General features: G+C 74.4%; 18 protein-coding genes, 1 pseudogene and 1 riboswitch. Of the genes and pseudogenes, 8 read left to right on the top strand and 11 right to left on the bottom strand.

Going from position 1 to position 25,305, the window contains the following annotated elements:
- Positions 1-50 precede the first annotated feature (50 nt).
- Complete coding sequence (locus ACN269_RS27105; RefSeq protein ID WP_421475071.1) at positions 51-437, bottom strand: hypothetical protein; 387 nt, start codon at positions 435-437, stop codon at positions 51-53.
- A 178-nt stretch (positions 438-615) separates the two neighbouring features.
- Between ACN269_RS27105 and ACN269_RS27100 the strand changes: the two genes are divergently transcribed.
- Positions 616-5,388: an Lhr family helicase gene (locus ACN269_RS27100; protein ID WP_421475070.1), complete on the top strand. Its 4,773-nt coding sequence runs from the start codon at positions 616-618 to the stop codon at positions 5,386-5,388.
- Positions 5,389-5,703: 315 nt separating this feature from the next.
- On the opposite strand, the gene ACN269_RS27095 is transcribed toward ACN269_RS27100, so the two are convergent.
- Positions 5,704-6,312, bottom strand: a complete 609-nt coding sequence (locus tag ACN269_RS27095) for a hypothetical protein (protein ID WP_421475069.1) — start codon at positions 6,310-6,312, stop codon at positions 5,704-5,706.
- 102 nt (positions 6,313-6,414) lie between these two features.
- Here ACN269_RS27095 and ACN269_RS27090 point away from each other — a divergent pair, with 102 nt between their 5' ends.
- Both ACN269_RS27090 and ACN269_RS27085 read left to right on the top strand, forming a co-directional pair.
- On the top strand, positions 6,415-7,215 hold the full coding sequence (locus ACN269_RS27090) for an SAM hydrolase/SAM-dependent halogenase family protein (RefSeq protein WP_421475068.1): 801 nt from the start codon (positions 6,415-6,417) through the stop codon (positions 7,213-7,215).
- Between the two features lie 37 nt (positions 7,216-7,252).
- On the top strand, positions 7,253-7,495 hold the full coding sequence (locus tag ACN269_RS27085) for a CPCC family cysteine-rich protein (protein WP_039905669.1): 243 nt from the start codon (positions 7,253-7,255) through the stop codon (positions 7,493-7,495).
- Positions 7,496-7,522: 27 nt separating this feature from the next.
- On the opposite strand, the gene ACN269_RS27080 is transcribed toward ACN269_RS27085, so the two are convergent.
- Complete coding sequence (locus tag ACN269_RS27080; RefSeq protein WP_421475067.1) at positions 7,523-8,791, bottom strand: hypothetical protein; 1,269 nt, start codon at positions 8,789-8,791, stop codon at positions 7,523-7,525.
- 109 nt (positions 8,792-8,900) lie between these two features.
- Here ACN269_RS27080 and ACN269_RS27075 point away from each other — a divergent pair, with 109 nt between their 5' ends.
- Together ACN269_RS27075 and ACN269_RS27070 are read left to right on the top strand one after the other, a co-directional pair.
- The gene (locus ACN269_RS27075; protein ID WP_421475066.1) at positions 8,901-9,710 is read left to right on the top strand and encodes a DNA-formamidopyrimidine glycosylase family protein; all 810 of its coding nucleotides are present in this window, start codon (positions 8,901-8,903) and stop codon (positions 9,708-9,710) included.
- 72 nt (positions 9,711-9,782) lie between these two features.
- A complete protein-coding gene (locus ACN269_RS27070) occupies positions 9,783-13,529 on the top strand; it encodes a hypothetical protein (protein ID WP_421475065.1) in 3,747 nt (1,248 codons plus the stop codon).
- 18 nt (positions 13,530-13,547) lie between these two features.
- Here ACN269_RS27070 and pspM read toward each other — a convergent pair whose 3' ends face one another.
- From pspM to ACN269_RS27035, 7 genes and pseudogenes are all read right to left on the bottom strand, one after another.
- Entirely contained in the window at positions 13,548-14,333 is a 786-nt protein-coding gene (pspM, locus tag ACN269_RS27065) for a phage shock envelope stress response protein PspM (RefSeq protein ID WP_421475064.1), read from the bottom strand.
- Positions 14,334-14,358: 25 nt separating this feature from the next.
- Positions 14,359-15,231, bottom strand: coding sequence for a PspA/IM30 family protein (locus tag ACN269_RS27060; RefSeq protein ID WP_421475063.1), 873 nt, complete (start codon positions 15,229-15,231; stop codon positions 14,359-14,361).
- Between the two features lie 202 nt (positions 15,232-15,433).
- A complete protein-coding gene (locus tag ACN269_RS27055; RefSeq protein ID WP_357122511.1) occupies positions 15,434-15,892 on the bottom strand; it encodes a helix-turn-helix domain-containing protein in 459 nt (152 codons plus the stop codon).
- Between the two features lie 303 nt (positions 15,893-16,195).
- Positions 16,196-16,687, bottom strand: a pseudogene (locus tag ACN269_RS27050) (CinA family protein); the annotation flags it as partial.
- Positions 16,688-16,839: 152 nt separating this feature from the next.
- Positions 16,840-17,433 (bottom strand): CDP-diacylglycerol--glycerol-3-phosphate 3-phosphatidyltransferase, encoded by a 594-nt coding sequence (gene pgsA / locus ACN269_RS27045; RefSeq protein WP_421475062.1) that lies wholly within the window; start codon positions 17,431-17,433, stop codon positions 16,840-16,842.
- A 77-nt stretch (positions 17,434-17,510) separates the two neighbouring features.
- Positions 17,511-19,022, bottom strand: coding sequence for a 30S ribosomal protein S12 methylthiotransferase RimO (gene rimO / locus ACN269_RS27040; protein WP_421475061.1), 1,512 nt, complete (start codon positions 19,020-19,022; stop codon positions 17,511-17,513).
- Between the two features lie 80 nt (positions 19,023-19,102).
- The gene (locus ACN269_RS27035) at positions 19,103-20,026 is read right to left on the bottom strand and encodes an ornithine cyclodeaminase family protein (RefSeq protein WP_421475060.1); all 924 of its coding nucleotides are present in this window, start codon (positions 20,024-20,026) and stop codon (positions 19,103-19,105) included.
- Between the two features lie 94 nt (positions 20,027-20,120).
- Positions 20,121-20,189, top strand: a riboswitch (guanidine-III (ykkC-III) riboswitch).
- Between the two features lie 35 nt (positions 20,190-20,224).
- On the opposite strand from ACN269_RS27035, the gene ACN269_RS27030 reads away from it, so the two are divergent.
- Positions 20,225-20,539 (top strand): DMT family transporter, encoded by a 315-nt coding sequence (locus tag ACN269_RS27030; protein WP_421475059.1) that lies wholly within the window; start codon positions 20,225-20,227, stop codon positions 20,537-20,539.
- A 64-nt stretch (positions 20,540-20,603) separates the two neighbouring features.
- On the opposite strand, the gene ACN269_RS27025 is transcribed toward ACN269_RS27030, so the two are convergent.
- A complete protein-coding gene (locus tag ACN269_RS27025; RefSeq protein WP_421475058.1) occupies positions 20,604-23,057 on the bottom strand; it encodes a DNA translocase FtsK 4TM domain-containing protein in 2,454 nt (817 codons plus the stop codon).
- 114 nt (positions 23,058-23,171) lie between these two features.
- Here ACN269_RS27025 and ACN269_RS27020 point away from each other — a divergent pair, with 114 nt between their 5' ends.
- Together ACN269_RS27020 and ACN269_RS27015 are read left to right on the top strand one after the other, a co-directional pair.
- Positions 23,172-23,642 (top strand): YbjN domain-containing protein, encoded by a 471-nt coding sequence (locus tag ACN269_RS27020; protein WP_421475057.1) that lies wholly within the window; start codon positions 23,172-23,174, stop codon positions 23,640-23,642.
- On the top strand, positions 23,591-25,210 hold the full coding sequence (locus tag ACN269_RS27015) for a YbjN domain-containing protein (RefSeq protein WP_421476589.1): 1,620 nt from the start codon (positions 23,591-23,593) through the stop codon (positions 25,208-25,210). The genes ACN269_RS27020 and ACN269_RS27015 overlap by 52 nt, the downstream gene beginning before the upstream one ends.
- Positions 25,211-25,305 lie beyond the last annotated feature (95 nt).

Below are 25,305 nucleotides of genomic sequence, written 5' to 3'. Positions count from 1 at the left end.
CCCTCGGGCGGTTTTACCGGAATTGCCCCGCTATGGAGAGCAATGTGCGATCAGCGCAGCAGCGCGTCGCCGACCGGCAGCGCGTCGTCGAGATCCTGGTGACCTCGGCGCAGGTCGGCCAGCAGGTCGACGCGGCCGAGCTGGAGGGCGACCTTGGCGACGACCCGCTCCGCGACGGCGAGGGAGCGCATCGAGAGCAGCCGACCCCGGCTCTCCCGGCGCAACACGAAGTAGTGCACCGCGACACGGACCTGACCCCGGTCGGCGGCGCTGGCCTGGGCGGTGGAGACGACCAGCTCCCGTAGGCAGCCGGCGAGACGCTCGGCGAGCTCCAGCTCGGGCCCGTGCAGACCGCCGCGGAGCGCGGCGAGGTGGCTGTCGACCTTGCGGATCAGCACATCGGTGCCGGGCTCGACGTGTCGCGGCTCGCCGGTCATCCGATCCCTCCCACCCGATTCGCGTTGCGGGTGAAGTTACTTTATGTTGCTCCTTACAAGCAAGCAGTTAAGTGAGACTTAACGTATTAAAGGTGCATCGTGCGCAATTTCCACGCAGCGCGGCACGATCCGACGTGGGTCGCTCGTGGTTGTCGTACCGGCGGGGCACGATGGACCAGTGAGCGGGGCAGACGCGGGTAGGGGCGGGGTGTTGGACGGGTTCGGCCCGGCCACCCGTGCCTGGTTCGACGCCGCCTTCGCCGCTCCCACCGCCGCCCAGACCGGCGCCTGGCAGTCCGTCTCGGCCGGCCGTAATGCCCTGGTCGTGGCACCCACCGGCTCCGGCAAGACACTCGCGGCCTTCCTCTGGTCGCTGGACCGGCTGGCCCGCGAGCCCGCGCCGACCGAGGCACGGCAGCGGTGCCGGGTGCTCTACGTCAGCCCGCTCAAGGCCCTCGCCGTCGACGTCGAACGCAACCTCCGCGCGCCGCTGGCCGGCATCCGGCAGGCGGCCACCCGGCTCGGCGTCCCGCCACCCGACATCACCGTCGGGATGCGCACCGGTGACACGCCGGCCGACGAGCGCCGGGCCTTCGCCCGCACCCCACCCGACATCCTCATCACCACGCCCGAGTCGCTGTTCCTGCTGCTCACCTCGGCGGCCCGGGATTCGCTGCGCGGCGTCCAGACGGTGATCGTCGACGAGGTCCACGCGGTGGCCGGCAGCAAGCGCGGGGCCCACCTCGCCCTCTCCCTGGAACGCCTCGACGAGCTGCTGCCCACGCCGGCACAACGGATCGGCCTCTCCGCCACCGTCCGGCCGATCGACGCCTGCGCCCGGTTCCTCGGCGGCGCCCGGCCGGTCGACGTCGTGCAGCCGCGCACGGCGAAGACGATCGAGGTCAGCGTGCAGGTGCCGGTGGAGGACATGACCCGGCTCGACGAGCAGGAGCAGCCACCCGAGGACGCCCTCGGCGGGCCCGGCCCGCGCCGTGCCTCGATCTGGCCGGCCGTCGAGGAGCGGGTCTTCTCGCTGATCGGGCAGCACCGCTCCACCATCGTCTTCACCAATTCCCGCCGCAGCGCAGAGCGGCTGTGCGCCCGGCTCAACGAGCTGGCCGCCGAGGAGGTGGCCACCGCCGCGGTCGCCTCCGCGTCGGGCGAGGGCGCGATCGTCGTACCCCCGGGGTCGTCGGCGGACGACGAGCCGGCGGCCGACGACGACCCGGCGTCCGGCGCGCAGCGGTGGGGTGGCCCCGCAGGCCCGGCGCGCAACCGGCCACCGGCCCACGGCGGCTCGGCGCCCGGTCCAGGCAGCAACGGCCTGCCGGCCCACGGCGGCTCGGCGCCCGGTCCGGGCAGCAACGGCGTGCCGGCGCAGGTGATGGCCCAGTCCGGCGCGGCGGCCGGGGCCGCGCCGGTGATCGCCCGTGCCCACCACGGCAGCGTCTCGCGGGAGGAGCGCAAGCACATCGAGGAGGCGCTCAAGTCCGGCCAGCTCCCGGCGGTGGTGGCGACCTCCAGCCTGGAGCTCGGCATCGACATGGGCGCGGTCGACCTGGTGGTGCAGATCGAGGCCCCACCGAGCGTCGCCGCCGGCCTGCAACGCGTCGGCCGGGCCGGGCACCAGGTCGGCGCGGTGTCCCGCGGGGTGGTCTTCCCGAAGCACCGGGGTGACCTGCTGTCCTGCGCCGTGGTGGCCGAGCGGATGACCGACGGCGCGATCGAGGAGCTGCACTACCCGCGCAACCCGCTGGACGTGCTGGCCCAGCAGATCGTCGCCATGGTGGCCCTGGAGCCGTGGCAGGTGGCCGATCTGGCGGTGCTGGTCCGGCGGGCCGCGCCCTTCGCCGAGCTGCCCGACTCCGCGCTGCACGCCGTGCTGGACATGCTCTCCGGTCGCTATCCGTCCACCGCCTTCGCCGAGCTGCGTCCCCGGCTGGTCTGGGACCGGGCCAGCGACCAGCTCACCGGCCGTCCCGGCGCGCAACGGCTGGCGGTGACCAGCGGCGGCACCATCCCGGACCGGGGCCTGTTCGGGGTCTTCCTGGCCGGTGCGGAGCGGGCCGCCCGGGTCGGCGAGCTGGACGAGGAGATGGTCTACGAGTCGCGCGTCGGCGACGTCTTCCTGCTCGGCTCGTCCTCGTGGCGCATCGAGGAGATCACCCCGGACCGGGTGCTGGTCTCCCCCGCGCCGGGGCAGGCCGCGCGGATGCCGTTCTGGAAGGGCGACCAGCTCGGCCGCCCGGTGGAGCTGGGTCGGGCCATCGGCGCGCGGGTCCGTGCCCTGCTGCGCCAGAGTGACGAGGCGGCGCTGGCCACGCTGCGCGAGGGCGGCCTGGACGACTGGGCCGCCAGTAACCTGATGGCCTACCTGCGCGACCAGCGGGAGGCCACCCGCTCCCTGCCCGACGACCGGACGGTCGTGGTCGAGCGCTTCCGTGACGAGCTGGGCGACTGGCGACTCGCCGTGCACAGCGTCCTCGGCGCGCGCGTCAACGGGCCCTGGGCCCTCGCCGTGGGCCGCCGGCTGGCCGAGCGGTACGGGGTGGACGCCCAGGTCATGCCCTCGGACGACGGCATCGTGGTACGCCTGCCGGACACCGCCGACGAGCCACCCGGCGCCGACGTCGTCGTCTTCGAGCCGGACGAGATCGCCCAGCTCGTGCAGGAGTCGGTCGGCACCTCGGCGCTCTTCGCCGCCCGGTTCCGGGAGTGCGCCGCCCGGTCGCTGCTGCTGCCCCGCCGCGACCCACGCCGCCGTCAGCCGCTCTGGCAGCAGCGGCAACGCGCCGCGCAACTGCTCGACGTCGCCCGCGAGTACGCCGACTTCCCGGTCACCCTGGAGGCCGCCCGGGAGTGCCTCCAGGACGTCTTCGACCAACCGGCGCTGGCCGAGCTGATGCGCGACCTGGCGGCCCGCAAGGTCCGCCTGGTCGAGGTGGAGACGAGCGCGCCGTCGCCGTTCGCCCGGTCGCTGCTCTTCGGCTACGTGGGCGCGTTCCTCTACGAGGGCGACGCCCCGCTCGCCGAGCGCCGGGCCGCCGCCCTCGCCCTGGACTCCACGCTCCTCGGTGAGCTGCTGGGCCGGGTCGACCTGCGCGAGCTGCTGGATCCGGAGGTGCTCGCCGAGACCGACCGGCAACTGCGCTGGCTGACCGAGCAGCGCCGTCCGCGCGACGCGGAGGACGTGGTCGAGCTGCTGCGGGTGCTGGGCGACCTGAGCGACGTCGAGCTGACCGAGCGGGGCGTGCCGGAGAGCTGGCTGACCGAGCTGGAGGCCGCCCGCCGGGTGCTGCGGGTGCGGATTGCCGGCGAGCAGCGCTGGGTCGGCATCGAGGACGCCGCCCGGCTGCGCGACGCGCTCGGCGTGGCGCTGCCCGTCGGGGTGGCCGAGGCGTACCTCGCCCCGGTGGCCGACCCGCTGGGCGACCTGGTGGCCCGGTACGCCCGCACCCACGGCCCGTTCGCCGCCGCGACCTGTGCGGCGCGCTTCGGGCTCGGCGTCTTCGTGGTCGAGCAGGCGCTGCGCCGCCTCGCCGCCACCGGTCGCGTCGTCTCCGGTGAGTTCACGCCCGACACGGCCGGCGCGCAGTGGTGCGACGCCGAGGTGCTGCGCATGCTGCGCCGCCGCTCGCTCGCGGCGCTGCGCCGGGAGATCGAGCCGGTGCCGCCCCGGGCCCTGGCCACGTTCCTGCCCCGCTGGCAGCAGGTCGGCTCGTCCGCCCGGGGTGTGGAGGCGCTCGCGGCCACGGTGGAGCAGTTGCAGGGCGCGGCGGTGCCCGCGTCCGCGCTGGAACGGCTGGTGTTGCCCGGCCGGGTCGCCGACTACTCCCCCGCCCAGCTCGACGAGCTGTGTGCCAGCGGGGAGGTGCTCTGGGCCGGGTCGGGGGCGATCTCCGGGGGCGACGGCTGGGTCACCCTGGCGTACGCGGACGCCGCGCCGCTGCTGCTGCCGCCGCCCGACGAGGCGTTGACGCGTACCCCGCTGCACGACGCGGTGCTCGACGCGCTCGGCGACGGGCAGGCGCTGTTCTTCCGCGCCCTGGCCGACCGGGTCGGCGCCACCGACGATGCCGCGCTGAGCGGTGTCATCTGGGACCTGGTCTGGGCCGGGCACCTCACCAACGACACGCTCGCCCCGCTACGGGCAGTGCTCGGCGCGGGTGGGGCGCACCGGTCACGCCCGTCCGCGCCGCGCACCCGCTACCGGCGGCCCGGCCGGGTGGCGCTGCCCACCCGTAGCGGTCCACCGACCGTCGCCGGCCGCTGGTCGCGGCTTCCGGACCGGGACCTCGACCCGACCAGGCGGGCCGCTGCCCTCGCCGACGTCCTGCTGGAACGGCACGGGGTCGTCACCCGGGGCGCGGTCATGGCCGAGCAGGTGGTCGGCGGGTTCTCGGCGGTCTACCCGGTGCTGTCGGCGCTGGAGGAACGTGGCGCGGCCCGCCGGGGCTACTTCGTCGAGGGCCTCGGCGCGGCACAGTTCGCGGTGCCCGGCGCGGTGGACCGGCTACGCGCCCTGGCGGAGCCGACCGACGGCGCGCGGGGCCGCGGCGGACCGGCCACCGTCCTCGCGGCCACCGATCCCGCCAACCCGTACGGCGCGGCACTGCCCTGGCCGGACCGCGCCGTCGACTCCGGTGACGGGGCCGCCACCGCGACCGGACACCGGGCGGGCCGCAAGGCCGGCGCCCTGGTGGTGCAGGTCGGCGGCGACCTCGTGCTGTACGTGGAGCGCGGTGGCCGGACGCTGCTCTCCTTCACCGACGACACCGAGACGCTCGCGGCGGCCGGCAAGGCGCTGGCCGACGCCGTCCACTCCGGAGCGTTGGGCGCGATGTCGGTCGAACGGGCCGACGGCGACGCGGTGCACTCGTCGCCGCTGCGTGACGCGCTGACCGCCGCCGGCTTCCGGGCCACCCCGCGCGGCCTACGCCTACGCGGCTGACCCGTCACCCGGCCCAGGACCGCCGCGGCTCGCTCAACCGGTAGGTGCTCCACCTACGCGGTCGGCCGACCGCGCCCGGCGTCCTGTGCGCGTTACCGGCTTCCCGCGTGACGGCCATTCGGGTGGCAGACCACTCGCCCGCGACACCCTCACGCGATCCGGCAGCTCTCCCCCGCCGCAGGGCCAGCACCACTGCTGAGGCGTTGATGCCTGTGCGTCATCTTGATGACGCACAGGCATCACAGGCACAACAGCCATGCGCGGCCGCAGCCGCCCGACGGCAGCGCAACGGGACGGCGGCGCACCGGGGCAGCCTCAGCGGAGGCTGTCGAGGGTCTTCTCGTAGCGGAGGCGGTCGGCTGCCGGTGTCTTCGCCTCAAGGTAGTTGAGCACCACGGCACCACGCTGGTACGACTGCCCACCCCAGGTCTCGGCGATGTCGCCGGCGCTGGTCTCGTCGGGGAACACGTAGACGGTGACGCCGTCGGTGGCCACGATCTCGGAGCAGCCCAGCCCGAGACCGTCCGGACCACAGTCGACCGAGCGGTTCTTGGGGTGCGTGACCCGCAGACCGGCGGCCTTGAACGCATTGATGACCTGCTGGGCGCTGGGCGCTCCCGCCGGGCGCGGGGGCAGAACCACCGGCGGCGGACTGGCCGGCCGACGCTCGACCGGTCCCTGCGGTGGCACCGACGGCACGGTGGGCGGCGTGGCGGCCCGTGCTGGTGGCACTACGGCGGAGTCGGTGGCGGACGGAACCGCCGAGGGATTCGGCAGGCTCGGCAGATCGGTGGCCTGGACGGCCGGGGACGAGACACCGGGGGCGGCACTCGACGGCTCGGCGTCGTCACCACGGCCGCAGCCGGCGACGACGACGGCGGCGATCAGCAGGACCCCGACGACGGGCAGGCTCCGAAGTGTCACAGGCGCAGTCTGCCCAACCACGCTGGGCGGCGCGAGGGGCCGGTCGGCCACCGCGCTGTCCACTATCCGCCACCGCGGGCGGCGGGGCGTTAGCCTGCGGGGGTGTCTGGTGCACCGTGGATCTCGTTGACCACCGACTACGGCCTCGACGACGGCTTCGTGGCCGCCTGCCACGGAGTGATCGCGCGGATCGCGCCCGCCGCCCGGGTCATCGACGTGACGCACCTGGTGCCGCCGGCGGACGTCCGGCGCGGCGCCGCCGTGCTGGCGCAGACCGTGGCGTACCTGCCGGTGGGCGTGCACGTGGCGGTGGTCGATCCCGGGGTCGGCACCACCCGCCGGGGCATCGGGCTGGCCACCCCGGGTGGGCTGCTGGTCGGCCCGGACAACGGGTTGCTGCTCGACGCGGCCACCGCGCTCGGCGGGGTCGGCGCCGCCGTGGAGCTGACCGACCCACGGTGGCTGGCGGCCCGGGTGTCCGGCACGTTCCACGGCCGGGACGTCTTCGCCCCGGTGGCGGCACGCCTGGCGCTCGGGGCGCCACTAGCCGAGGCCGGTCCGGCGGTCGACCCGGACGACCTGGTCCGGCTGCCGACGCCGGTCGTGACCCGTGACGCCGACGGCTTCACCGCCGAGGTGCTGACCGTCGACCACTTCGGCAACGTGCAACTGGCCGCGCCGGGTGAGGTGCTCGCCGCGCTCGCCGCCACCGTCCGGGTCGGCCCGTCCGGGCAACCGCCGTCCCACCCGGCGGTCCACGGACGGACGTTCGGCGACGCGCCACCTGAGGCCCTGGTGGTGTACGTCGACTCGGCCGACCTCGTGGCGGTGGCGGTCAATGGCGGTCGGGCCGTGGACCTTCTCGACGTACGCCCGGGTGACCTCCTGCGGGTGGCCGGCTGACATTCGACTGTGGAATGCTGCCCCGGTGGGTGAACCGGTGGGTGAACACGTAGTTCCCGTGGGCTGTCCCTGTTGTGCTTCCCGGACCGGCGGCGGGACCTGCCCGGTCTGCTTCTGGACCGACGACGGCCAGAGCGACGCCGATGCCGACGCGGTGCGGGGCGGCGCCAACGGCGACCTGAGCCTGTCGCACGCCCGGCTCAACTACGCCGTCTACGGGGCGAGCCACCCGCGTTACCAGGACATGGTGCGTCCCGCCCGCCCCGACGAGCGCCCCTGACCCGGCGCCCGCCGAAGCGAGGTCGTCTCAGCAGGCCGGTACGGTGCCGCCGTACACGGCGGAGACGTACGCGTAGCTGACGTACTGCCCGGTGGCCAGGCGGTTCCACCTGGTGGTGGTGCGGTACGGGCCGGCGACCGACTGGCCGGTGACGTAGCACTGGACCGGTACGTTGGCGAACCGCGCGGCGAGGCCACGGACCGCGTACGAGGTGCCGGGCCCGCTGCGGATGTTGAGCGGGCCGTCACCCACCACGGCGCGCGGCCCGCCGCCGGTCCACAGGTACGCGACCTCCACCCAGGCGTTGGTGGTGAGTTGCAGACCGTCCCAGAAGGTGCCGTCGGCCAGGTCGATGCCGGCCGGGTTCAGCACCGTACGCCCGAACTGGTCCTTCCCGCCGTTGTAGCCGGACTGGTAGGCGGCCTGTGCCTCGGGCCGGCCCTGCGGGAGGTTCTTCCAGTTCTCGCGTACGGCGGACGGGTTCCAGTAGTCGTCGCGGGTGTTCCACGGTCCGACGTCCCAGACCGGGGCGTACTCGCAGCGTGCGCCCGTGGTGGTGCAGACCCGCACGGTGTAGTCGCCGGTGTTGAGCGGGGAGAGGCCCCGGCGCGACGGTAGCGCCACGAAGTGGTCGCGCGGCTGCACGGTGCGGCCGTTGGCGGTCAGTTCGCCGACCAGTCCGATCCGGGTGGCGTACACCCGGTAGGTGAGGCCGGGCGTGGCGGCGGAGACGGCGGCGGTCGCGTCGGCGGTGAGCTGGACGCCGCGTACCGTCGCGGTGGCCCCGCCGGCCCGCGCGGTCAGCACCACCCGGGTCTGTACGCGGCTGACCGGCTGGTCGAAGATCGCGCCGACGGTCGCGGCCCGCCACTCGGTCCAGCCGTCGAGCCGCCAGCCGCGTACCTGCGCCTCCACGCTCGCGCCTGCGGGGACGTCGGCGGTGACCTCGGCGCGGACCCGGGTGGCCGGGCGGGCGAGGGTGCGCGGGGCGCTGAGGAGCATGCCCTCGGCGAGCGCGCTGTGCGGGCTGCGCGGGCTGCGTCCGGCGGCGTGGGCCTCGCGCAGCCGCAGTCCGGCGGCGGTGCGGCGGACGTTGACGTCGTCCCGGTCGATGACCGACAGGTCGGCGCTCCACCGTTCCCCGGCCGGCGCGGCGGCAGCCAGGGTGAGTGGACCGGCGGTCGCGGGGGTGGTGGTCCGGGCGGCTCTGGTGACGGGTACCAGGGCTGCGGTGAGCGCGAGAGCGAGGATGGCGGCGAGGACGGAGGGTCGGATACGACAATGACGTCGAGTCATGGGCATTCTCCTCAGAACTCCCTGACCATCGCATGTCAGGAGATCATGAGGAACCTGGCTACAAATAGCGACACATGCGAATCTTGCTCGAAAGAGGGAGGATGGCAGCGTGCCCGAAGGTGACACCGTCTGGAACACCGCCCGCGTGCTGCACCGCGCGCTGGCCGGTGCGCGGCTGACCGCCTCCGACTTCCGGGTGCCTCGGCTGGCCACCACCGACCTCACCGGCTGGACCGTCCGCGAGTCGGCCAGCCGGGGCAAGCACCTGCTGCTCCGCCTCGCCGCCCCGGACGACGCGCCGTGGACGCTGCACTCCCACCTGCGGATGGACGGCGCCTGGCGGGCGTACGCGCCGGGAGAACGGTGGAGCGGCCGGCCCGCGCACCTGATCCGGGTGGTGCTGCGCAGCTCCGGCGCGGTGGCGGTGGGCTACCACCTGCACGAGCTGGCCCTGGTGCCCACCGCCGGGGAGGACACCCTGGTGGGCCACCTCGGGCCGGACCTGCTCGGCCCCGACTGGGACGCCGCCGAGGCGGTCGAGCGGCTCTGGGCGCATCCCGAGCAGACCATCGGCGAGGCCCTACTCGACCAGCGCAACCTGGCCGGGGTGGGCAACCTCTACAAGTGTGAGGTGCTGTTCCTGCGGGGCGTGTCACCGTGGACGCCCGTGCGGGCGGTGCCCGACCTGCCGGGCATGGTGGCCCTCGCGCAGCGGCTGCTGGCCGCCAACCGTGGCCGCTGGACGCAGAGCAGCACCGGCTCGCTGCACCGGGGGCAGACCAGCTACGTGTACGGCCGCCGCGCCCAGCCGTGCCGCCGCTGCGGCACCGCCATCAGCAAGGAGGAGCTGGGCGAGCGCGTCACCTACTGGTGCCCGGTGTGCCAGCCCGAGCGATCGGGCAGCCCGCCGCCGGGTTGACCGCGCGTTGTGGATCGAGGTCATCCCAGATACGGACGATTGGGTAATTCCTAACCGACCCCTCGACGTCGCATGCTGCGGTTGGGTGCTCACCGCCTGTCAGCAGAGTGCCGAGGGCCGCCACGCCGGGGTGGCGTTCCTCGTGCCCCGACCCCGGGGAGAGTCATGGCGATCTTCCGCAGACTCCGCTCCACCTTCTTCTACCGGACCGCCCCTGACGGCCTCGGTCGGACGGCGTCCGTTCCCACCGCGCGTACCGCCGAGGAGGCGGGGCCCACGGCGAGCCTGGACCCGTCCGCCGAGCCACGCTGCTTCGGACCGGTGCCGAACGTCGCGTACAGTCCCCGCCCGACGCGTGACCCCGACGGCCGGCTGGTGCCGGGCACCGGCCTGCGCAAGTTCGTCGACGCGCTGCCCGTACCCGGCGAGCAGGCGCTGCCCGTGGCGGTGCCCGACACGATCAGCTACCCGGGCTGCGACTACTACGAGATCGGGCTCCAGGAGTACGCGCAACGCCTGCACCGGGATCTGCCCGTCACCCGGCTGCGCGGCTACCGGCAGCTCAACCTGGGCACCGATGCGTCGGGCCACAACACGGTGGTGCCACCGGAGCGGCCCTGGCACCTCGGCCCGATGATCCGCGCCCGGCGAGGCCGACCGGTCCGGGTGAAGTTCATCAACCAGCTTCCCACCGGCCGGGCCGGCGAGCTGTTCCTGCCGGTCGACGAGACGGTCGAGGGGGCCGGCCTCGGGCCGCTGGACGGGCCGGCGCCGTACCCGCAGAACCGGGCGGTGCTGCACCTGGCGGGGGCGCAGACCGGCTGGACCAGCGCGGGCAACCCGGGACACTGGATCACCCCGGCCGGGGAGATCACCCCGTACCCGACCGGAACCGGCCTCACGCCCGTGCCGGACATGCCGGTGCCCGGCACGGGCGCCACCACGCTCTACTTCCCCAACGAGCAGAGCGGCCGCCTGCTGTGGTTCCACGACAACACCCTCGGGCTGGCCCGGCTCACCGTCTACGGTGGGCAGCTCGCGCCGTACCTGCTCACCGACCCGGTCGAGGACGAACTCGTCGCCGAGGGGGTGTTGCCGGCCGAGCAGGTGCCCCTGGTGATCGAGGACAAGACGTTCGTGCCGGACGACACCCAACTGGCCGCCGAGGACCCGACCTGGGACCGGGAACGCTGGGGCGCCCGGGGCAGCCTGTGGTACCCGCACGTCTACCAGCCCCGGCAGAACCCGTACCGGTCCGGCGGGCGCAACCCCACCGGTCGGTGGGACTACGGTCCCTGGTCGCGTCGTCCGGCGCCGGACGACGGTCGGGACGACAGCGGACCCACCGTGGACGGTTGGCCGATGGCCGAACGGATCGCGGGTGAGCCACCGCTGACCGGTCCGGGGCCGGTGCCGAACCCGCACCACGACCCCGTCGGCGGTGGCACCGAACCACCGCTGCGCCCCGGGGTGCCGCACCCGTCCGCGGTGCCCGCCGCGTACGGGGACACCCCGCTGGTCAACGGTGTCGCCTACCCGTACCTGCGGGTGCGGCCCGCCGTCTACCGCCTGCGCATCCTCAATGCCTGCCTGGACCGCAGCCTCAACCTCCAGCTCTACCGGGCCTGCTCGGACGCCCCGATGTGGTCCGCCGACGGCAGCCTGGCCGACGCGGACGCCGGTGAGGTGCCGATGGTGCCCGCCGTGCGGTCGGCGGACCGGCCGGCCGGTTGGCCGAGCGACGGGCGCGACGGCGGGGTGCCCGACCCGCGCGCCGCCGGCCCGGAGTTCGTCCAGATCGGCAACGAGGCCGGGCTGCTGCCCGCCCCGGTGGTGCTGCCCAACCGGCCGATCGGTTACCGCTACGACCGGCTCGACCCGACCGTGCTGAACGTCGACGGGCACACGCTGCTGCTCGCCCCGGGTGAGGCGGCGGACGTGCTCGTCGACTTCTCCACCGTGGAACCGGGCAGCACGCTGATCCTCTACAACGACGCCCCGGCACCGCTGCCTGGCTTCGATCCGCGCTACGACCAGCACACCGACGCGCCGGACCGCACGGCCGAGGGCGGTCCGCCGCCCACCGAGCCAGGGTACGGCCCGAACACCCGTACCCTGGTGCAGTTCCGGGTGTCCGGTACGCCCGAGGGGCGGTACGACCTGGACCGGCTGCGGGAGCGGCTGCCGGTGGCGTACGCGGCCAGCCAGCGCCCGCCGATCGTGCCGCAGCCGGCGTACGACCCGGCGTTCGGCAGCCGGACCACGGCCGGGACGGTCGTCTCGGCGCACGCCGACACGGTGACGTTCACGCCGCTGGCGGGCACCGGTCCGGTGACCCTGCCGATCGAGGTCAAGTCCGCGCAGCAGGTCTTCGAGCCCGGTCACGGCCGACTGGCCGGGCGGCTCGGGGTGGGCCACCCGCACACCGGACCGCTCGCCCCGGCGACGCTGCCGCTCGGGCCGACCGACCCGGTGACCGAGGTGCTGTTCGCGGCCGACCCGGCCACCGGAGTGGGCGCGCCGACCGACGGCACGCAACTGTGGCGGATCAGCGGCAACGTACGGCAGACCGAGCCGCTGCGCTTCGGCGGCTGCGACGTGCAGGTCGTCAACCGGGTCGGCTGGGACGGCACGCAGCGCCCGCCGCACCCGGCGGAGCTGGGCTGGAAACAGGTCGTCCGGGTCAACCCCCGCGAGGACGTGGTGGTGGCGCTGCGCCCGGTCGCCCCGGCCCTGCCGTTCAAGCTGGGCGACAGCGTGCGGCTGCTCGACCCGGGTCGTCCGGCCGGCGCGCGGACCGGGTCGACGCCGGTCAGCCCGACCGACGGGCGACCCGCCGTGGTGGTCAACCAGATGGTCAACCTGGGTTGGGAGTACCGCTGGCACAGCCAACTCGCCGGCCACCGTGACCTGGGCATGACCCGGCCGCTGGTGCTGCGGGTGACGCCGCGCGCGCCCACCGGGCTGACCGCCACGCCGGTGCCCGGCTCGGCCACCGCCCTTCCGGCGATCGCCCTGGCCTGGACCGGCAACGGCGGACGCCCGCCCGCGACCAGCCACCTGCTGCAACGGGCCACCGACGGGTCCTTCGGCGGCGACGTCACCACGATCACCGTGGCGGCGACCGCGACCCGCTACACCGACGCGACGGTGACCCCCGGTGTCACGTACCACTACCGGATCCGGGCGGAGAACGACGTGAGCTACTCGTCCTGGTCGAACAGCGTCCCCGCCTCGGTGCACCTCGCCGCGCCGGGCGGTCTGATCGCGGCGATCCCGCCCGCCGCGCCGCTGCGGGTGGCGCTGCGCTGGACGAACCGCTCCTTCGCCACCGGCATCGACGTGCAGCGGGCCACCAACCCGACCTTCACCAGCGGGCCGGGCACCACCGCGATCGGGGTGGGCGACAACCACCTGGACACCACGGCCGCACCGGACACCACGTACTACTACCGGGTCCGCACCACCTATCTGGGTGCCGCCTCGGCGTGGTCGACGGTGGCCGCGGCGAGCACCCCACCCGCGCCGAGCACCCCCGGCGAGGTGACCGCGATCGCGAGCGCGCCGGGCCCGGACACCGCGACCGTGGCGCTGGTGTGGACGGCGAACACCCCGGTCGGCCCGGGGGCCGGCTTCATCGTGCAGCGGGCGGTGGACCCGGCGTTCGCCCACGAGGTGGCGACCTTCACGGTCACCGGTCGCGGTTTCACCAACACGGGCCTGGCCCGGGGCGTGACCTACCACTACCGGATCCGGTCGTTCAACGTCGTGGGCAGCTCGCCGTACACCGGTCCGATCCCGGTGACGACGCCACCGTGACCGGCGGTCGGGCGCGGCTCAGCGGGTCGGCGCGCGCAGGCCGGCGCCGCCGGCACGCAGCTCGGCCAGGGCCGACGCCACGCCGTGCAGCAGGTCGGTGGCCTCGGTGAGCCGATCGGCGGCGGGGTGGGTGGGCTCCGGGCGGGCGTCCTCGGCGAGGTAGCCGGCGGCGGCGACCACCAACCGCTCGTAGGCGGCCACCCCGCCCTCCAACTGCGCGGTCAGGGTGGCGTGCGCGTCGGCCAGCGGCGCCCGGGCGTCGGTCGGCGCGAGCCGCAGGGCCCGTTCGACGCTGGCCACCCGATTCGCGAGTTCCCGCAGCGACCGGTCGGCGTCGGCGGCCTCCCGCACGGCCGGCTCGGCGAGCCCGGTGAGCCGGGGCGCCATCCCGGCCAGGGTGAGCGAGGCGCGGTCCAGTCGCGCCCACTGCTGTCCGGCGGTGGTGCCGCGCAGCGCGACCCGGCTGCGCACCCGGCGTACCTCGGCCAGCACGCCGGAGCCCACCGGCAGCCGCTCGACGGCGGCCACCAGCCGGGCCCGGGACCGGGCGGCGGCCTCGGCCGGGTCCAGCGCCGGGGGCGCGGGCCGGGCGGCCAGCGCCCGCAGGTCGATCCAGCGCCAGGCGGCCAACGCCACCGCGCTGCCCGCGGCGCCGGCCCAGGCCGCGTCCGGCAGACCGAGCCCGGCGTACGGCGTCAGCACCGCCGCGGCTCCGCCGAGCCCACCGGCCAGGACGCTCCACCGCCGGGCGGACCGGCGCAGCCGACCCAGTTGACGGAAGTAGCGTGTGCGCTCGTCTGCCACCGGAAGACCCCCTCGGACCGGTCGTTCAGCCGGCGGCGGTCGGGTCGCCGGTGCCCCGCTCGCGGGCCATGCTGGCGCGCAGCTCGTCCAGCCGGGCGGCGGCGGTCGGGTCGCTGCCCGGGCCCGCCTGCTCGGCCTGTGGGACCGCCGGGCGCTGCGCCGTGCCGCCGAGCTGCTCCCCCGCCATGCTGGAGCGGATCTGCTCCAGCCGCGCCGAACCGGCCGAGTCGATGGTCGCCTTCTGGATCTCCAACATCCGACCCTCGACGGAGTTGCCGGCCAGCTCGGCGCGGCCCATGGCGTTGGCGTACCGCCGCTCGATGCGGTCCCGCACCTCGTCCAGGGAGGGGGTGTTGGTGGGTGCGGTCAGCGACGACATCGACTCCAACGAGCGGGCCACGGTCTCCTGCATCTTGGCCTGCTCGAGCTGGCTGAGCAGCTTGGTGCGCTCGGCGAGCTTCTGCTGGAGGATCATGGAGTTGTTCTCGACTGCCCGGCGGGCCTGCGCGGCCGCGCCGAGCGCCTGGTCGTGCAGGGTCTTCAGGTCCTCGGCGGCCTGCTCGGCGGAGACCAGCTGAGTGGCCAGGGCCTGGGCGGACTGCTCGAACCGCGCGGCCTCGGCCTCGTCGCCCTTGGCGCGGGCCTGGTCGGACAGCACCAGGGCCTGCCGGGCGTTGCCCTGGAGCCGCTCGACCTCGGACATCTGCCGGGACAGCTTCATCTCCAGCTGACGTTGGTTGCCGATGACGGCCGCTGCCTGCTGGACCAGCGCCTGGTGCTGCCGCTGGGCATCCTCGATGGCCTGCTGGATCTGCACCTTGGGGTCGGCGTGCTCGTCGATCTTCGCGCCGAAGAGCGCCATCAGGTAGTTCCAGCCCTTGACGAACGGGTTCGCCATCTCCGCGGTATCCCCTCAGTAGCGTCGCTCCACCGCGGTCGGGCCGGATTGCGCCGACCGACCGCGACCCGGCCGGTCTCCATCGTCCCAGCAGAACGCCAGCGCGGCATCCGTACCGGGTGCACGACGGGCACCGTCGGCTCCTGCGGGCAACCCTACGCGGCCAGCGCCACGTCGCCCACGGGCAACGGACGCACGGTGCTCAGGCGGCGCAGACCACGTCCCGGTCGCGCTCGGTGGGCCGGACCCGGGTGCTGCGCAGCGTCGCCCGCAGCGGAGAGTCCTGCCGGACCGACACCGCGACCTTGCCGTCGGAGGTGACCTGGCGGACGCCCCGGTTGGCGGCCTTGCGGACGGCGGCCGGCGCGACGGGCGCGGCCTCGGCCGGCTCGTCCTGCATGCCGACGAGCACCCCGGCGGGCATCTGCTCGGCGAGCGCCACGGTGTCGCTCACCTCGCGGAGAAGTTCGGAGAGGCGGGCGCCGAGCGCGTCACAGATCGCGGCCAGCAGTTCGCTGGACGGCTCCTTGTGCCCCCGCTCGATCTCGGAGAGGTAACCGAGGCTGACATTGGCGGCGGTGGACACCTCACGCAGTGTGCGCTGCTGTCCCTGCCGGCGCGCCCGCAGTGCGTCACCGATCACCCGGCGTAGCAGGACCATCGCACCTCCCCCTGAGGGATACCTCACGCCCGGCGGCAGGCAGCCGGCCGCGGCGGACCGCGCCGACTCCAAGCGTCGGAGCCTTCCCGCAACCGTACCCGCTGCGCGCCCCGGCGACATCCCACCCCGCCCGTCGGATCCTGGCGGGACGACTCACCGACGCCCCGCGCCGGCCGTACCGAGACCGCCCCGGGCGTTGTCGGCGGCCGTTCCCGTGCCGTTCCCGGTGGCGCCGCCACCCGTCCCCGCGCTGGCGGGGGTGCCTGCGTCCGCCGGCCCCAGGCCGTCGAGGGCGGCCTCGTCGGCGGCGTGGATGCGTTCGGCGAGCAGCCGCAGCGCCTCGATCACGGCGACCGAGCGGACATGGTCCCGCCCGCCGTCGAGGTGGAGTTCGCGGACCTCGACGCCGGTCGGGCCGGCGACCGCGACGTAGACCAGGCCGACGGGCTTGCCGTCCTGCGGCTCCGGGCCGGCGACACCGGTGGTGGCGAGCCCCCAGTCCGCTCCGCAGCGCCGCCGACCGCCCTCGGCGAGCGCCGCCGCCACGTCGGGGTCGACCGGTCCGCGCTCGGCCAGCAGGTCGGACGGTACGTCGGCGAGCGTGGCCTTCAGTTCGGTGGCGTAGACGACCAACCCGCCCCGGTAGATCCCGCTGACCCCGGCGATCTCCACGATCGACGCGGCCAGCAGCCCGCCGGTGAGCGATTCGACGGTGGCGAGGGTCTCGCGCCGCTGCGACAGGCTGTGCACGACACCCGCCGCCGCGCTACCCGTCGCGTTCTCTTCCCGCTGCATGATCCCGTCCTTCCCCACCCGCCAACCCCCAACCCTCCCGGCCCACCCTCCCGGCCCACCCTCCCGGCCGAACCCCGTCGATCATGAAGTTATCGCCCCGACACGCCGATCCGGACGGCAACAACTTCATGATCACCGGGCCCAGAAGGGGGTCAGGGGCGGGGGCGGCGGAGGCGGAGGGCCTGGAGGATGTAGTCGAAGCCGGTGGCGACCGTGACCAGGACGGCAGCGCCCATGATCCACGGGCCGACGGCGGCGAGGGCGGCCGGCATCGGCCAGAGGTACCAGGCGATGGCCAGGATCTGCAACGCGGTCTTGATCTTGCCGCCACGGCTGGCCGCGATCACCCCGTGCCGGATCACCCAGAAGCGCAGCCCGGTGATGCCCAGCTCACGGACGAGGATCAGCGCCGTCACCCACCAGGGCAGCCGGTCGTACCAGGAGAGCAGCACCAGGGCCGCGCCGGTGAGCGCCTTGTCGGCGATCGGGTCGGCCACCTTGCCGACCGAGGTGACCAGCCCGAACCGGCGGGCGATCCAACCGTCCACCAGATCGGTCGCCGAGGCCACCGCGAAGATCAGGCAGGCCGCCATCCGCCAGCCCGCGTGGGTCATCCCCGACACGATCACCGAGGCGGCGAAGACCGGCACCAACACCAGCCGCAGCGCGGTCAGGGCGTTGGCCGCGTTGAGCACGGGCACCCGCGCGACCACCCGGGCCGGCGTCGACTCCGTCGCCCCGGTCACCGTCTCGCTCCGCTCGGGCCGCCGTGGCGTTCCCGACACCACACCACCTGGCTCCCCCGCTCCGTCCGGGCCCGCCGTCACCGTGCCGCGCCGGGCGCCGCCGAGATCATCTCATCCGGCACCGCGAGCAGATCCACCCCTTCGGTGCCGGTCACCGTGGCCCGCACCAGGTCACCCGGGCGCAGCGCGCTCAGGTCGACCCCGCCGTCGACCGGCGCGACCAGGGTGGTCGATCCGTCCACCTCCGGCGCCTGGTGCGCGGCCCGGCCCTCCACCACGCCGTCCACGATCGCGTCGACGAGCACCTCGACGGTCGAGCCGAGCCGGTCCTCGGCCCGCTGCGAGCAGAGCTCGTCGGCGAGCGCGCTGAGCCGGTCGTACCGCCGCTTGATGGTCGCGGCGGAGACCTTGCCGGGCAGGCCGGCGGCCTCGGTGCCGTCCTCGTCGCTGTAGTCGAACATGCCGATCGCGTCGAGCCGGGCCTCGGTGAGGAAGCGGATCAGCTCGTCGACGTCGGCGCGGGTCTCGCCGGGGAAGCCGACGATGAAGTTGCTCCGCGCACCCGCCTCCGGCGCGAGCGCCCGGGCGCTGGCCAGCAGCTCCAGGAACCGATCGGTGGAGCCGAAACGCCGCATCCGGCGCAGCACGGGCTCGCTGGAGTGCTGGAACGACAGGTCGAAGTAGGGGGCCACCCCGGGCGTACCGGCGATCGCCTCGACCAGCCCGGGCCGCGTCTCGGCCGGCTGGAGGTAGCTCACCCGCACCCGGACGATTCCGGACACCGCAGCGAGCTGCGGCAGCAGCTTCTCCAGCGCGCGCGGGTCGCCGAGGTCCTTGCCGTACGAGGTGGAGTTCTCGCTGACCAGCACCAGCTCCCGTACGCCGGTCTTGGCCAGCCACTCCGCCTCGGCGAGCAGCTCGTCGGGGGTACGCGAGACGAATGCCCCACGGAACGCCGGAATGGCACAGAACGCGCAGCGCCGGTCGCAGCCGCTGGCGAGTTTCAACGACGCGACCGGGCCGGTGTCCAGTCGACGGCGCAGCACCTGACGCAGGTGGGCCGGGGTGTGCTCGTCCGTGTCGACGGCCGCGCGCGCCACGGTGCCGTGCCCGGGCAGGGACACCCCACTGTCGCGGCGCCGCACGGGCGTGAGCGGCAGCAGCTCGCGGCGGTCACGCGGGGTGTGCGCGGTCACCTGCTCACCGGCGACCACGGCGTTGAGCCGGGCGGCGATGTCCGGGTAGTCGTCGAAGCTCAGCACCGCCTGCGCCTCGGGCAGGCTGTCGGCCAGCTCCTTGCCGTAGCGCTCGGCCATGCAGCCGGCGGCCACCACCTTCGCGCCCGTTCCGGCGGCGGCGAGCAGCGTCTGGATCGAATCCTGCTTGGCCTTCTCCACGAAGCCGCAGGTGTTCACGACCACCACGTCGGCGCCCTCGCCGTCGGTGCTCACCTGCCAGCCGTCGGCGTGCAGCCGGGCGGCCAGCTCCTCCGAGTCGACCTCGTTGCGGGCGCAGCCCAGGGTGAGCAGGGCGACGCGACGGCCCTCGGCGTTGTCGGAAGCGGAAGGAGAGGTGGTGGCAGACACCATCCGAGGGTACCGGGCCGCTCGCGGTAGCCCACGCACGCGGGCACGCTGGTCGGCCGGGACGTCCCGCCCGCGTGGGTCGGTCACCGGGTCACGGCGGTCGCCCGGGTCAGGGCGTCGAGCAGGAAGACCTCGGTACCGGCCAGCCCCGTGCAGCAGAAGACGGAGACCTGGTCCGCCGTGGTCCGGCCGGGAACCGCGCCCGCCAGGATGCCGCCCAGGTCCCGCAACCGTCCGGCGTACGCGGGGAGGGCCGCGAGCATCGGCGGCCGGTAGTCCGCCGCCTGGGCCGGCGAGTCGGTGACCAGCAGGTCGGCGGCGTCCAGCAGGTCGGTGCCGAACTCGCTGCGGTCGTGCTGCTTGAAGCCGACCGTGTTGACGTGCGTGCCGGGGCTCACGTCGGCAGCTAGCAGCACCGGCGTGGGGCTCGTGGTGGCGAGCACCACGATGTCCCGCCCGGTGACGGCGGCGGCGGGGTCGCCGACCGCGCGTGCTGGCACGCCGAGTTCGGCGCGTACCCGGGCGGCGAAGGCCTCCCTACGCGCCCCCGAACGGCTGTGCACGACCACCTCGCGCAGCGGGCGCACGGCTGCGGCGGCCCACACCTGGGTCCACGCCTGCCGCCCGGAGCCGATCACGCCGAGGGTGGTCGCGTCCGGCCGGGCCAGCGCGTCCACCGCGACGCCGCCCAGCCCACCGGTACGACGGGAGCCCAGCTCCTCGCCCACGGCGACGGCCCGCACCGCCCCGGTGTCGGCGTCGTGCAGCACGACCAGTTGCTCGCCCTGGGGGTGGCCGAACGTGTCGTACGACCGGTAGCCGTACCACTTGCCGACCAGGTGCCCGGCGGTGAGCACCATCCGCCCGCCGGCGAGCGGGGCGGCGGCCCGGGGTGGGGCGACCAAGCGCCCCTCGTACGCGGCCACCAGGGCGGCCCGCATGGCGTCGACGGTGGTGGCGGCGTCCAGGGCGGCGGCGACCTCGGGGTCGGCGTAGAGCAGAGCCATGCCCGCATAGTGCAAGTTGAAGCGAAGTAGAGGTCAATGCGTGGTGGCGTGGGTCACCATCCGCGGCCGCCGGCCGGTGCTAGCGTCGGCGGTGGTGACGCCCGACGTGGCGGTCACTCCGGACGAGCGGTGGGCGTACCCGGTCAGGCCAAGACGCCCCGCAGTGTGCAGACCCGACTCGTCCTCGTGAGGTGAACGATGGCCTGGCTCGTACTCGTGATCTCCGGACTGCTGGAGACGGCCTGGGCCGTCGCTCTGGACCGCAGCGCCGGCTTCAGCCGGCTGCTCCCCTCGGTGGTGTTCGTGCTGGCCCTGGCGCTGAGCATGGGCGGCCTGGCGTACGCGCTGCGCGACATTCCGGTCGGCACCGGGTACGCGGTCTGGGTCGGTATCGGCGCGGTGGGCACGGCGCTGGTCGGCATGGTGGCGCTCGGCGAGTCGGTGAGCCTGCCCCGGATCTTCTGCCTGCTGCTGGTGGTAGCCGGCGTGGTCGGCCTGAAGATCTTCCACTGACGACCACGCGTGGCGAGGCCCGCCGGACACCGGCGGGCCCGTCAGGTCCGGGGGTCGCGAGTGGTCAGTCGACGTCGCCGCGCAGACCGGCCAGGACCTCCTCCAGCTCGTCCGGCTTGACCAGCACGTCGCGCGCCTTCGACCCCTCGGACGGCCCGACCACCCCACGGGTCTCCATGAGGTCCATGAGGCGACCGGCCTTGGCGAAACCGACCCGCAGCTTGCGCTGGAGCATCGAGGTGGAGCCGAACTGTGAGGTGACCACCAGCTCCACGGCCTGCACCAGCAGGTCGAGGTCGTCGCCGATGTCCTCGTCGATCTTCTTCTTGTTGTCCTGGGCGGGGGTCAGCACGTCCGGGCGGAACTCCGGCTCACGCTGGTCCTTGCAGAACTTCACCACGTCGCTGATCTCGCGCTCGGTGACCCACGCGCCCTGGATGCGCACCGGCTTCGACGCGCCCATCGGCAGGAAGAGCCCGTCACCCCGGCCGAGCAGCTTCTCCGCGCCCGGCTGGTCCAGGATGACCCGCGAGTCCGCGAGGGACGAGGTGGCGAACGCCAGCCGGGACGGCACGTTCGCCTTGATCAGACCGGTCACCACGTCGACCGAGGGCCGCTGGGTGGCCAGGACCAGGTGGATGCCGGCGGCCCGGGCCAACTGCGTGATCCGGACGACCGAGTCCTCCACGTCACGCGGCGCGACCATCATCAGGTCGGCCAGCTCGTCCACGATCACCAGCAGGTACGGGTACGGGCGCATCTCCCGCTCGCTGCCCGGCGGGGCCTTGATCTCGCCGTTGCGGACCTTGCGGTTGAAGTCGTCGATGTGCCGGACCCCGTTGGCCGCGAGGTCGTCGTAGCGCATGTCCATCTCGCGCACGACCCAGTCCAGCGAGTCCGCCGCCTTCTTGGCGTTCGTGACGATCGGGGTGACCAGGTGCGGGATGCCCTCGTAGCCGGTCATCTCGACCCGCTTCGGGTCGATCAGCAGCAGCCGCACCTCGTCCGGCGTCGCCCGGGTGAGGATCGACACCAGCAGGGAGTTCAGGCACGAAGACTTGCCCGCGCCAGTGGCGCCGGCGATGAGGATGTGCGGCATCTTGGCGAGGTTGGCCACCACGTAGCCGCCCTCGATGTCCTTGCCGAGCGCCACCACCATCGGATGGTGGTCGCTCGTCGCCGCCCGCGAGCGCAGCACGTCGCCGAGCGACACGTTCTCCGGGTCCGTGTTCGGGATCTCCACGCCGACCGCGCTCTTGCCCGGGATCGGGCTGAGGATCCGTACGTCCGGCGACTTCACCGCGTAGGCGATGTTGCGGGAGAGCTGGGTGATCCGCTCGACCTTGACGCCGTGCCCCAACTCCACCTCGTAGCGGGTGACCGTCGGACCACGGGTGAAGCCGGTGACGGCGGCGTCCACGTCGAACTGGTCGAAGACGCCGGTCAGCGCGGCGATCACCTCGTCGTTGGCCTTGCTGCGGGTCTTGGGGGCGGCCCCGCTGCTGAGCATGTTGGCCGGCGGCAGGGTGTAGTCGCCGGCCAACCCGGTCAACGCGAGCTGCTCGGCGCGGGTGGGCGCGGGCGAGTGCTCCGGCGGCTCGGCCGGCTTGCGGCTGGCCGGCACCTTCGCCGGGGCCTTGCGCGGCAGGACCATGGTCTCCTGGAGGTCCGCGCCCTCGATGTCCTCGAAGTCGTCCGGGTCGATCGGTGGCGGCATCCGCTTCGCCGGCCGCTTGCGCGCGGGCCGGGCAGCCGGCTCGTCGTCCTCCTCGGTGGCCTCCGGCGGCGCGACGAGCCCTCCGGCGAGCAGACCCAGCCGCTCCGGGATCTTGTTGATCGGCGTCGCGGTGACCACGAGCAGGCCGAAGAGCAGGAGCAGGACCAGCAGGGGTACGGCCACCCACGCGGTGACCGCCCGTTCCAGCAACCCGCCCACACCGGCGCCGACCAGGCCGCCCGCGAAGTCACGCTCCACGGTGTCCACCGGGTCCTGGCCGATCTGGAGCAGCGCCGCGGTCGACACCAGCAGCGAACCCCACCCGATCAGCCCGCGACCCCGGTGCTCCGGATCGGCCGGCTGACGCATGAGCCGCCACGCGCCGATCATCAGCAGCACCGGCACCACCACGGAGATCGCGCCGAGGAACAGCCGGACCGTGTCGGCCAAGCGGGCGCCCACCGGGCCCGCGCCGGAGAACCACAGCGCCACGGCGCTGAGCAGGGCCAGCCCGAACAGCAGCAGACCGGCACCATCGCGGCGGTGCTCCGGATCCAGGTCGCGGGCGGAGGCGGCCTGTCGGCCGGCGGCCCGTACCGCCCACCCCATCCCGTGCGCCAGCCCCATCCACAGTGCACCGACAGCGCGGCCCACGTAGACGGCCGGGCCCGGACGGGCGGGTGTGGTGCGTCGCCGTACCGGTGCCCGGGTCTTCTTCGCCGGTTGACGGGCACGGCTGTTGGTGCCACCGCGCGGCGACGCGCCGCGTCGCCGGCTCGCCTGAGAGGTACGGCCCGCCATAGAGTCACGGTAACGGTGGGGCCGGGCAGATCGCCGCTTTTCCGGGTCGTGTCCGCGCGTCGCAACACGGACCCCGCCGCCGGTCGTGATATCCGCCTCAGAAAGGGATGCCCGATGGCGTCGCCGGGAATCGAGGACGATCCGCTGGCCGGGCACCCCGGTGCGGTACGCCCGCTGACCGGTGAGCTGGTCGCCGCGGTGCTCGCCGCGCGCGGCCGCCCGGTCGGTCGTGCGTCCAACGGCGACCTGGTGGGTCGCTTCGACGACAACCTGATCTGGTTCCTGCGCCTCGGCGCGGCCGGCGAGCTGCTCCAGGTCCGCACGATGGTCACGCCGACCTTCGGGATCGAGCGGGTGCCCGACCTGTACGCGTTCTGCAACGCGTGGAACCACGACCGGCTGTGGCCCAAGGCGTTCGTGCACGTCGACGACGCCGGCCGGGCCCGGATCCACGGTGAGGTGATCACCGATCTGGAGCGTGGCGTCACGCCGCACCAGCTCGACCGGCTGCTCGACTGTGGCATCACGACCGGCTGCCAACTCGCCGTCGCCGTCGGTCGCCTGCCCGGCGCGGTGCCGGCGTGACCGTCCACCGCGATCCGGCGCTGGTCCACGCGCTGGCCGACGCACGCGACCTGCCCGACGGGCCGGACCGCCTCCTCGCCCTCGAACGCCTCGCCGAGCGCGCCGACACCGCCGGGGACCTCCGGTCCGCCCTGGACGCCCGATTCGCGCTCGTCGAGGCGTACCTGCTTCGTGGTGAACGGTGGCGTCTGGTCGAGCCGGTACGCCGGTGCCGGGCCGCCGCCGACTACCGTCCGGAGCTACTCACCGAGGAGGAGGGCCGGCTGCTGCTGCGCCTGCAGCGGTACGCCGTGGAGGCGCTGTTCGGCACGCCCCGGGTGGGGCTGGACCAGACCCGGTCCCTGCTGGACGACCTGGCCCACCGGATCGGGTCGGACGGCCCCGACGCGTCGACCGTCGCCGAGCTGCGTTGCCGGATGGCCGACCACCTGGGCGACGAACCCACCGCCCGGCACTGGTACCAGCGGTGGGCGGGAACGACCGCCGGGCCGTCCGGTGGGTGCCCGGGTTGCGCCCCGGCCCGCCGGGCCGAGCTGCTCGCCGGCTGGGGTGCGTGGCGGGCCGCGCTGGACGAACTGGCCGGGCCCACCGACGACGCGGCGGACTGCACGGACCAGCCCGAGCGTTCGCTCGTGGCCGGGTTGCTGCCGGAGCTGCGCCTCGGCGAGCCGGAGCGGGCCGCCGCGGGGCACGTCCGGGCGTACCGGCGGCACCGGCGCGAACCCGCGGCGTTCCCGTACCTCGCCGCGCACCTGCGCTTCTGCGCCCTGGGCGGACACCTGGACCGGGGCCTGGCCATCCTGGCCGAGCAGCTGCCCCGGCTGGACCGGCCCACCGACGACCTCGCCGCGATGGAGTTCGCCGCCGCCGGCGCGCTGGTCTGCACGCTGGCCGTCGAGGCCGGTCTCGGCGTCCGCACCGTGCACCGGCCGGCGTACGGCGGGCGACCGGCCACCGACCTGGATCTCGCCACCCTCGGCGCCCTCCTGCTCGCCATCGCCAACGAGCTGGCCGGCAGCTTCGACGCCCGCAACGGCTCCGGTCACCACCTGGGCCGGATGGCCGCGTGGCTGGCCGAACGCCCGGTGGCGACGCCGGTTCCCCTGCCCACCGACGACGAGCCCAGCGACGACGACTCCGCGCCCGACGGGGACGACGAGCACGAGCTGGCCACGCTGACCATCGGCATGATCACCGCCGCCCTGGACCGACGCGGCGACCGGTACGTCGTGGACGAGGGCGCGACCGTGGTCGGCCGGTGGGGCGAGGTGGTGATCCAGTTCCGGCGGGCCGGTGAACGCGGCGAGGTGCTGCACGCCCGCGCGATGGCCGCCCGCCGGCTGCCGGCGACCCGCCGCGCCGAGGCGTACGCCTTCTGCAACGCCTGGAACCACGACCGGCTGCTGCCCAAGGCGTACGCGCACGACCTCGGCGGGGAGCTGGTGCTGGCCGGCGACGTCGCCACCGACCTGGCGTACGGGGTGGCCCCGGAGCAACTCACGGTGCTGGTGGACGCCGCCATCGCCACCGGCGTCGCCTACGCCGAGGCGGTCGCCGCGCTCCCCTAGGTCGCGGACAGGGCAGTTGGTTGCAGGCGGGGGCGCGACTGTGCGACATCCGACAACACGCAACCGGACGCGCCGCGGAGATGTGCTACGGCCAT

Source organism: Micromonospora sp. WMMD736, assembly GCF_049179015.1.
GTDB lineage: Bacteria > Actinomycetota > Actinomycetes > Mycobacteriales > Micromonosporaceae > Micromonospora.
The sequence above is the reverse complement of the archived record's forward strand: the minus strand, read 5'-3'. Positions and strand labels throughout refer to the sequence as shown.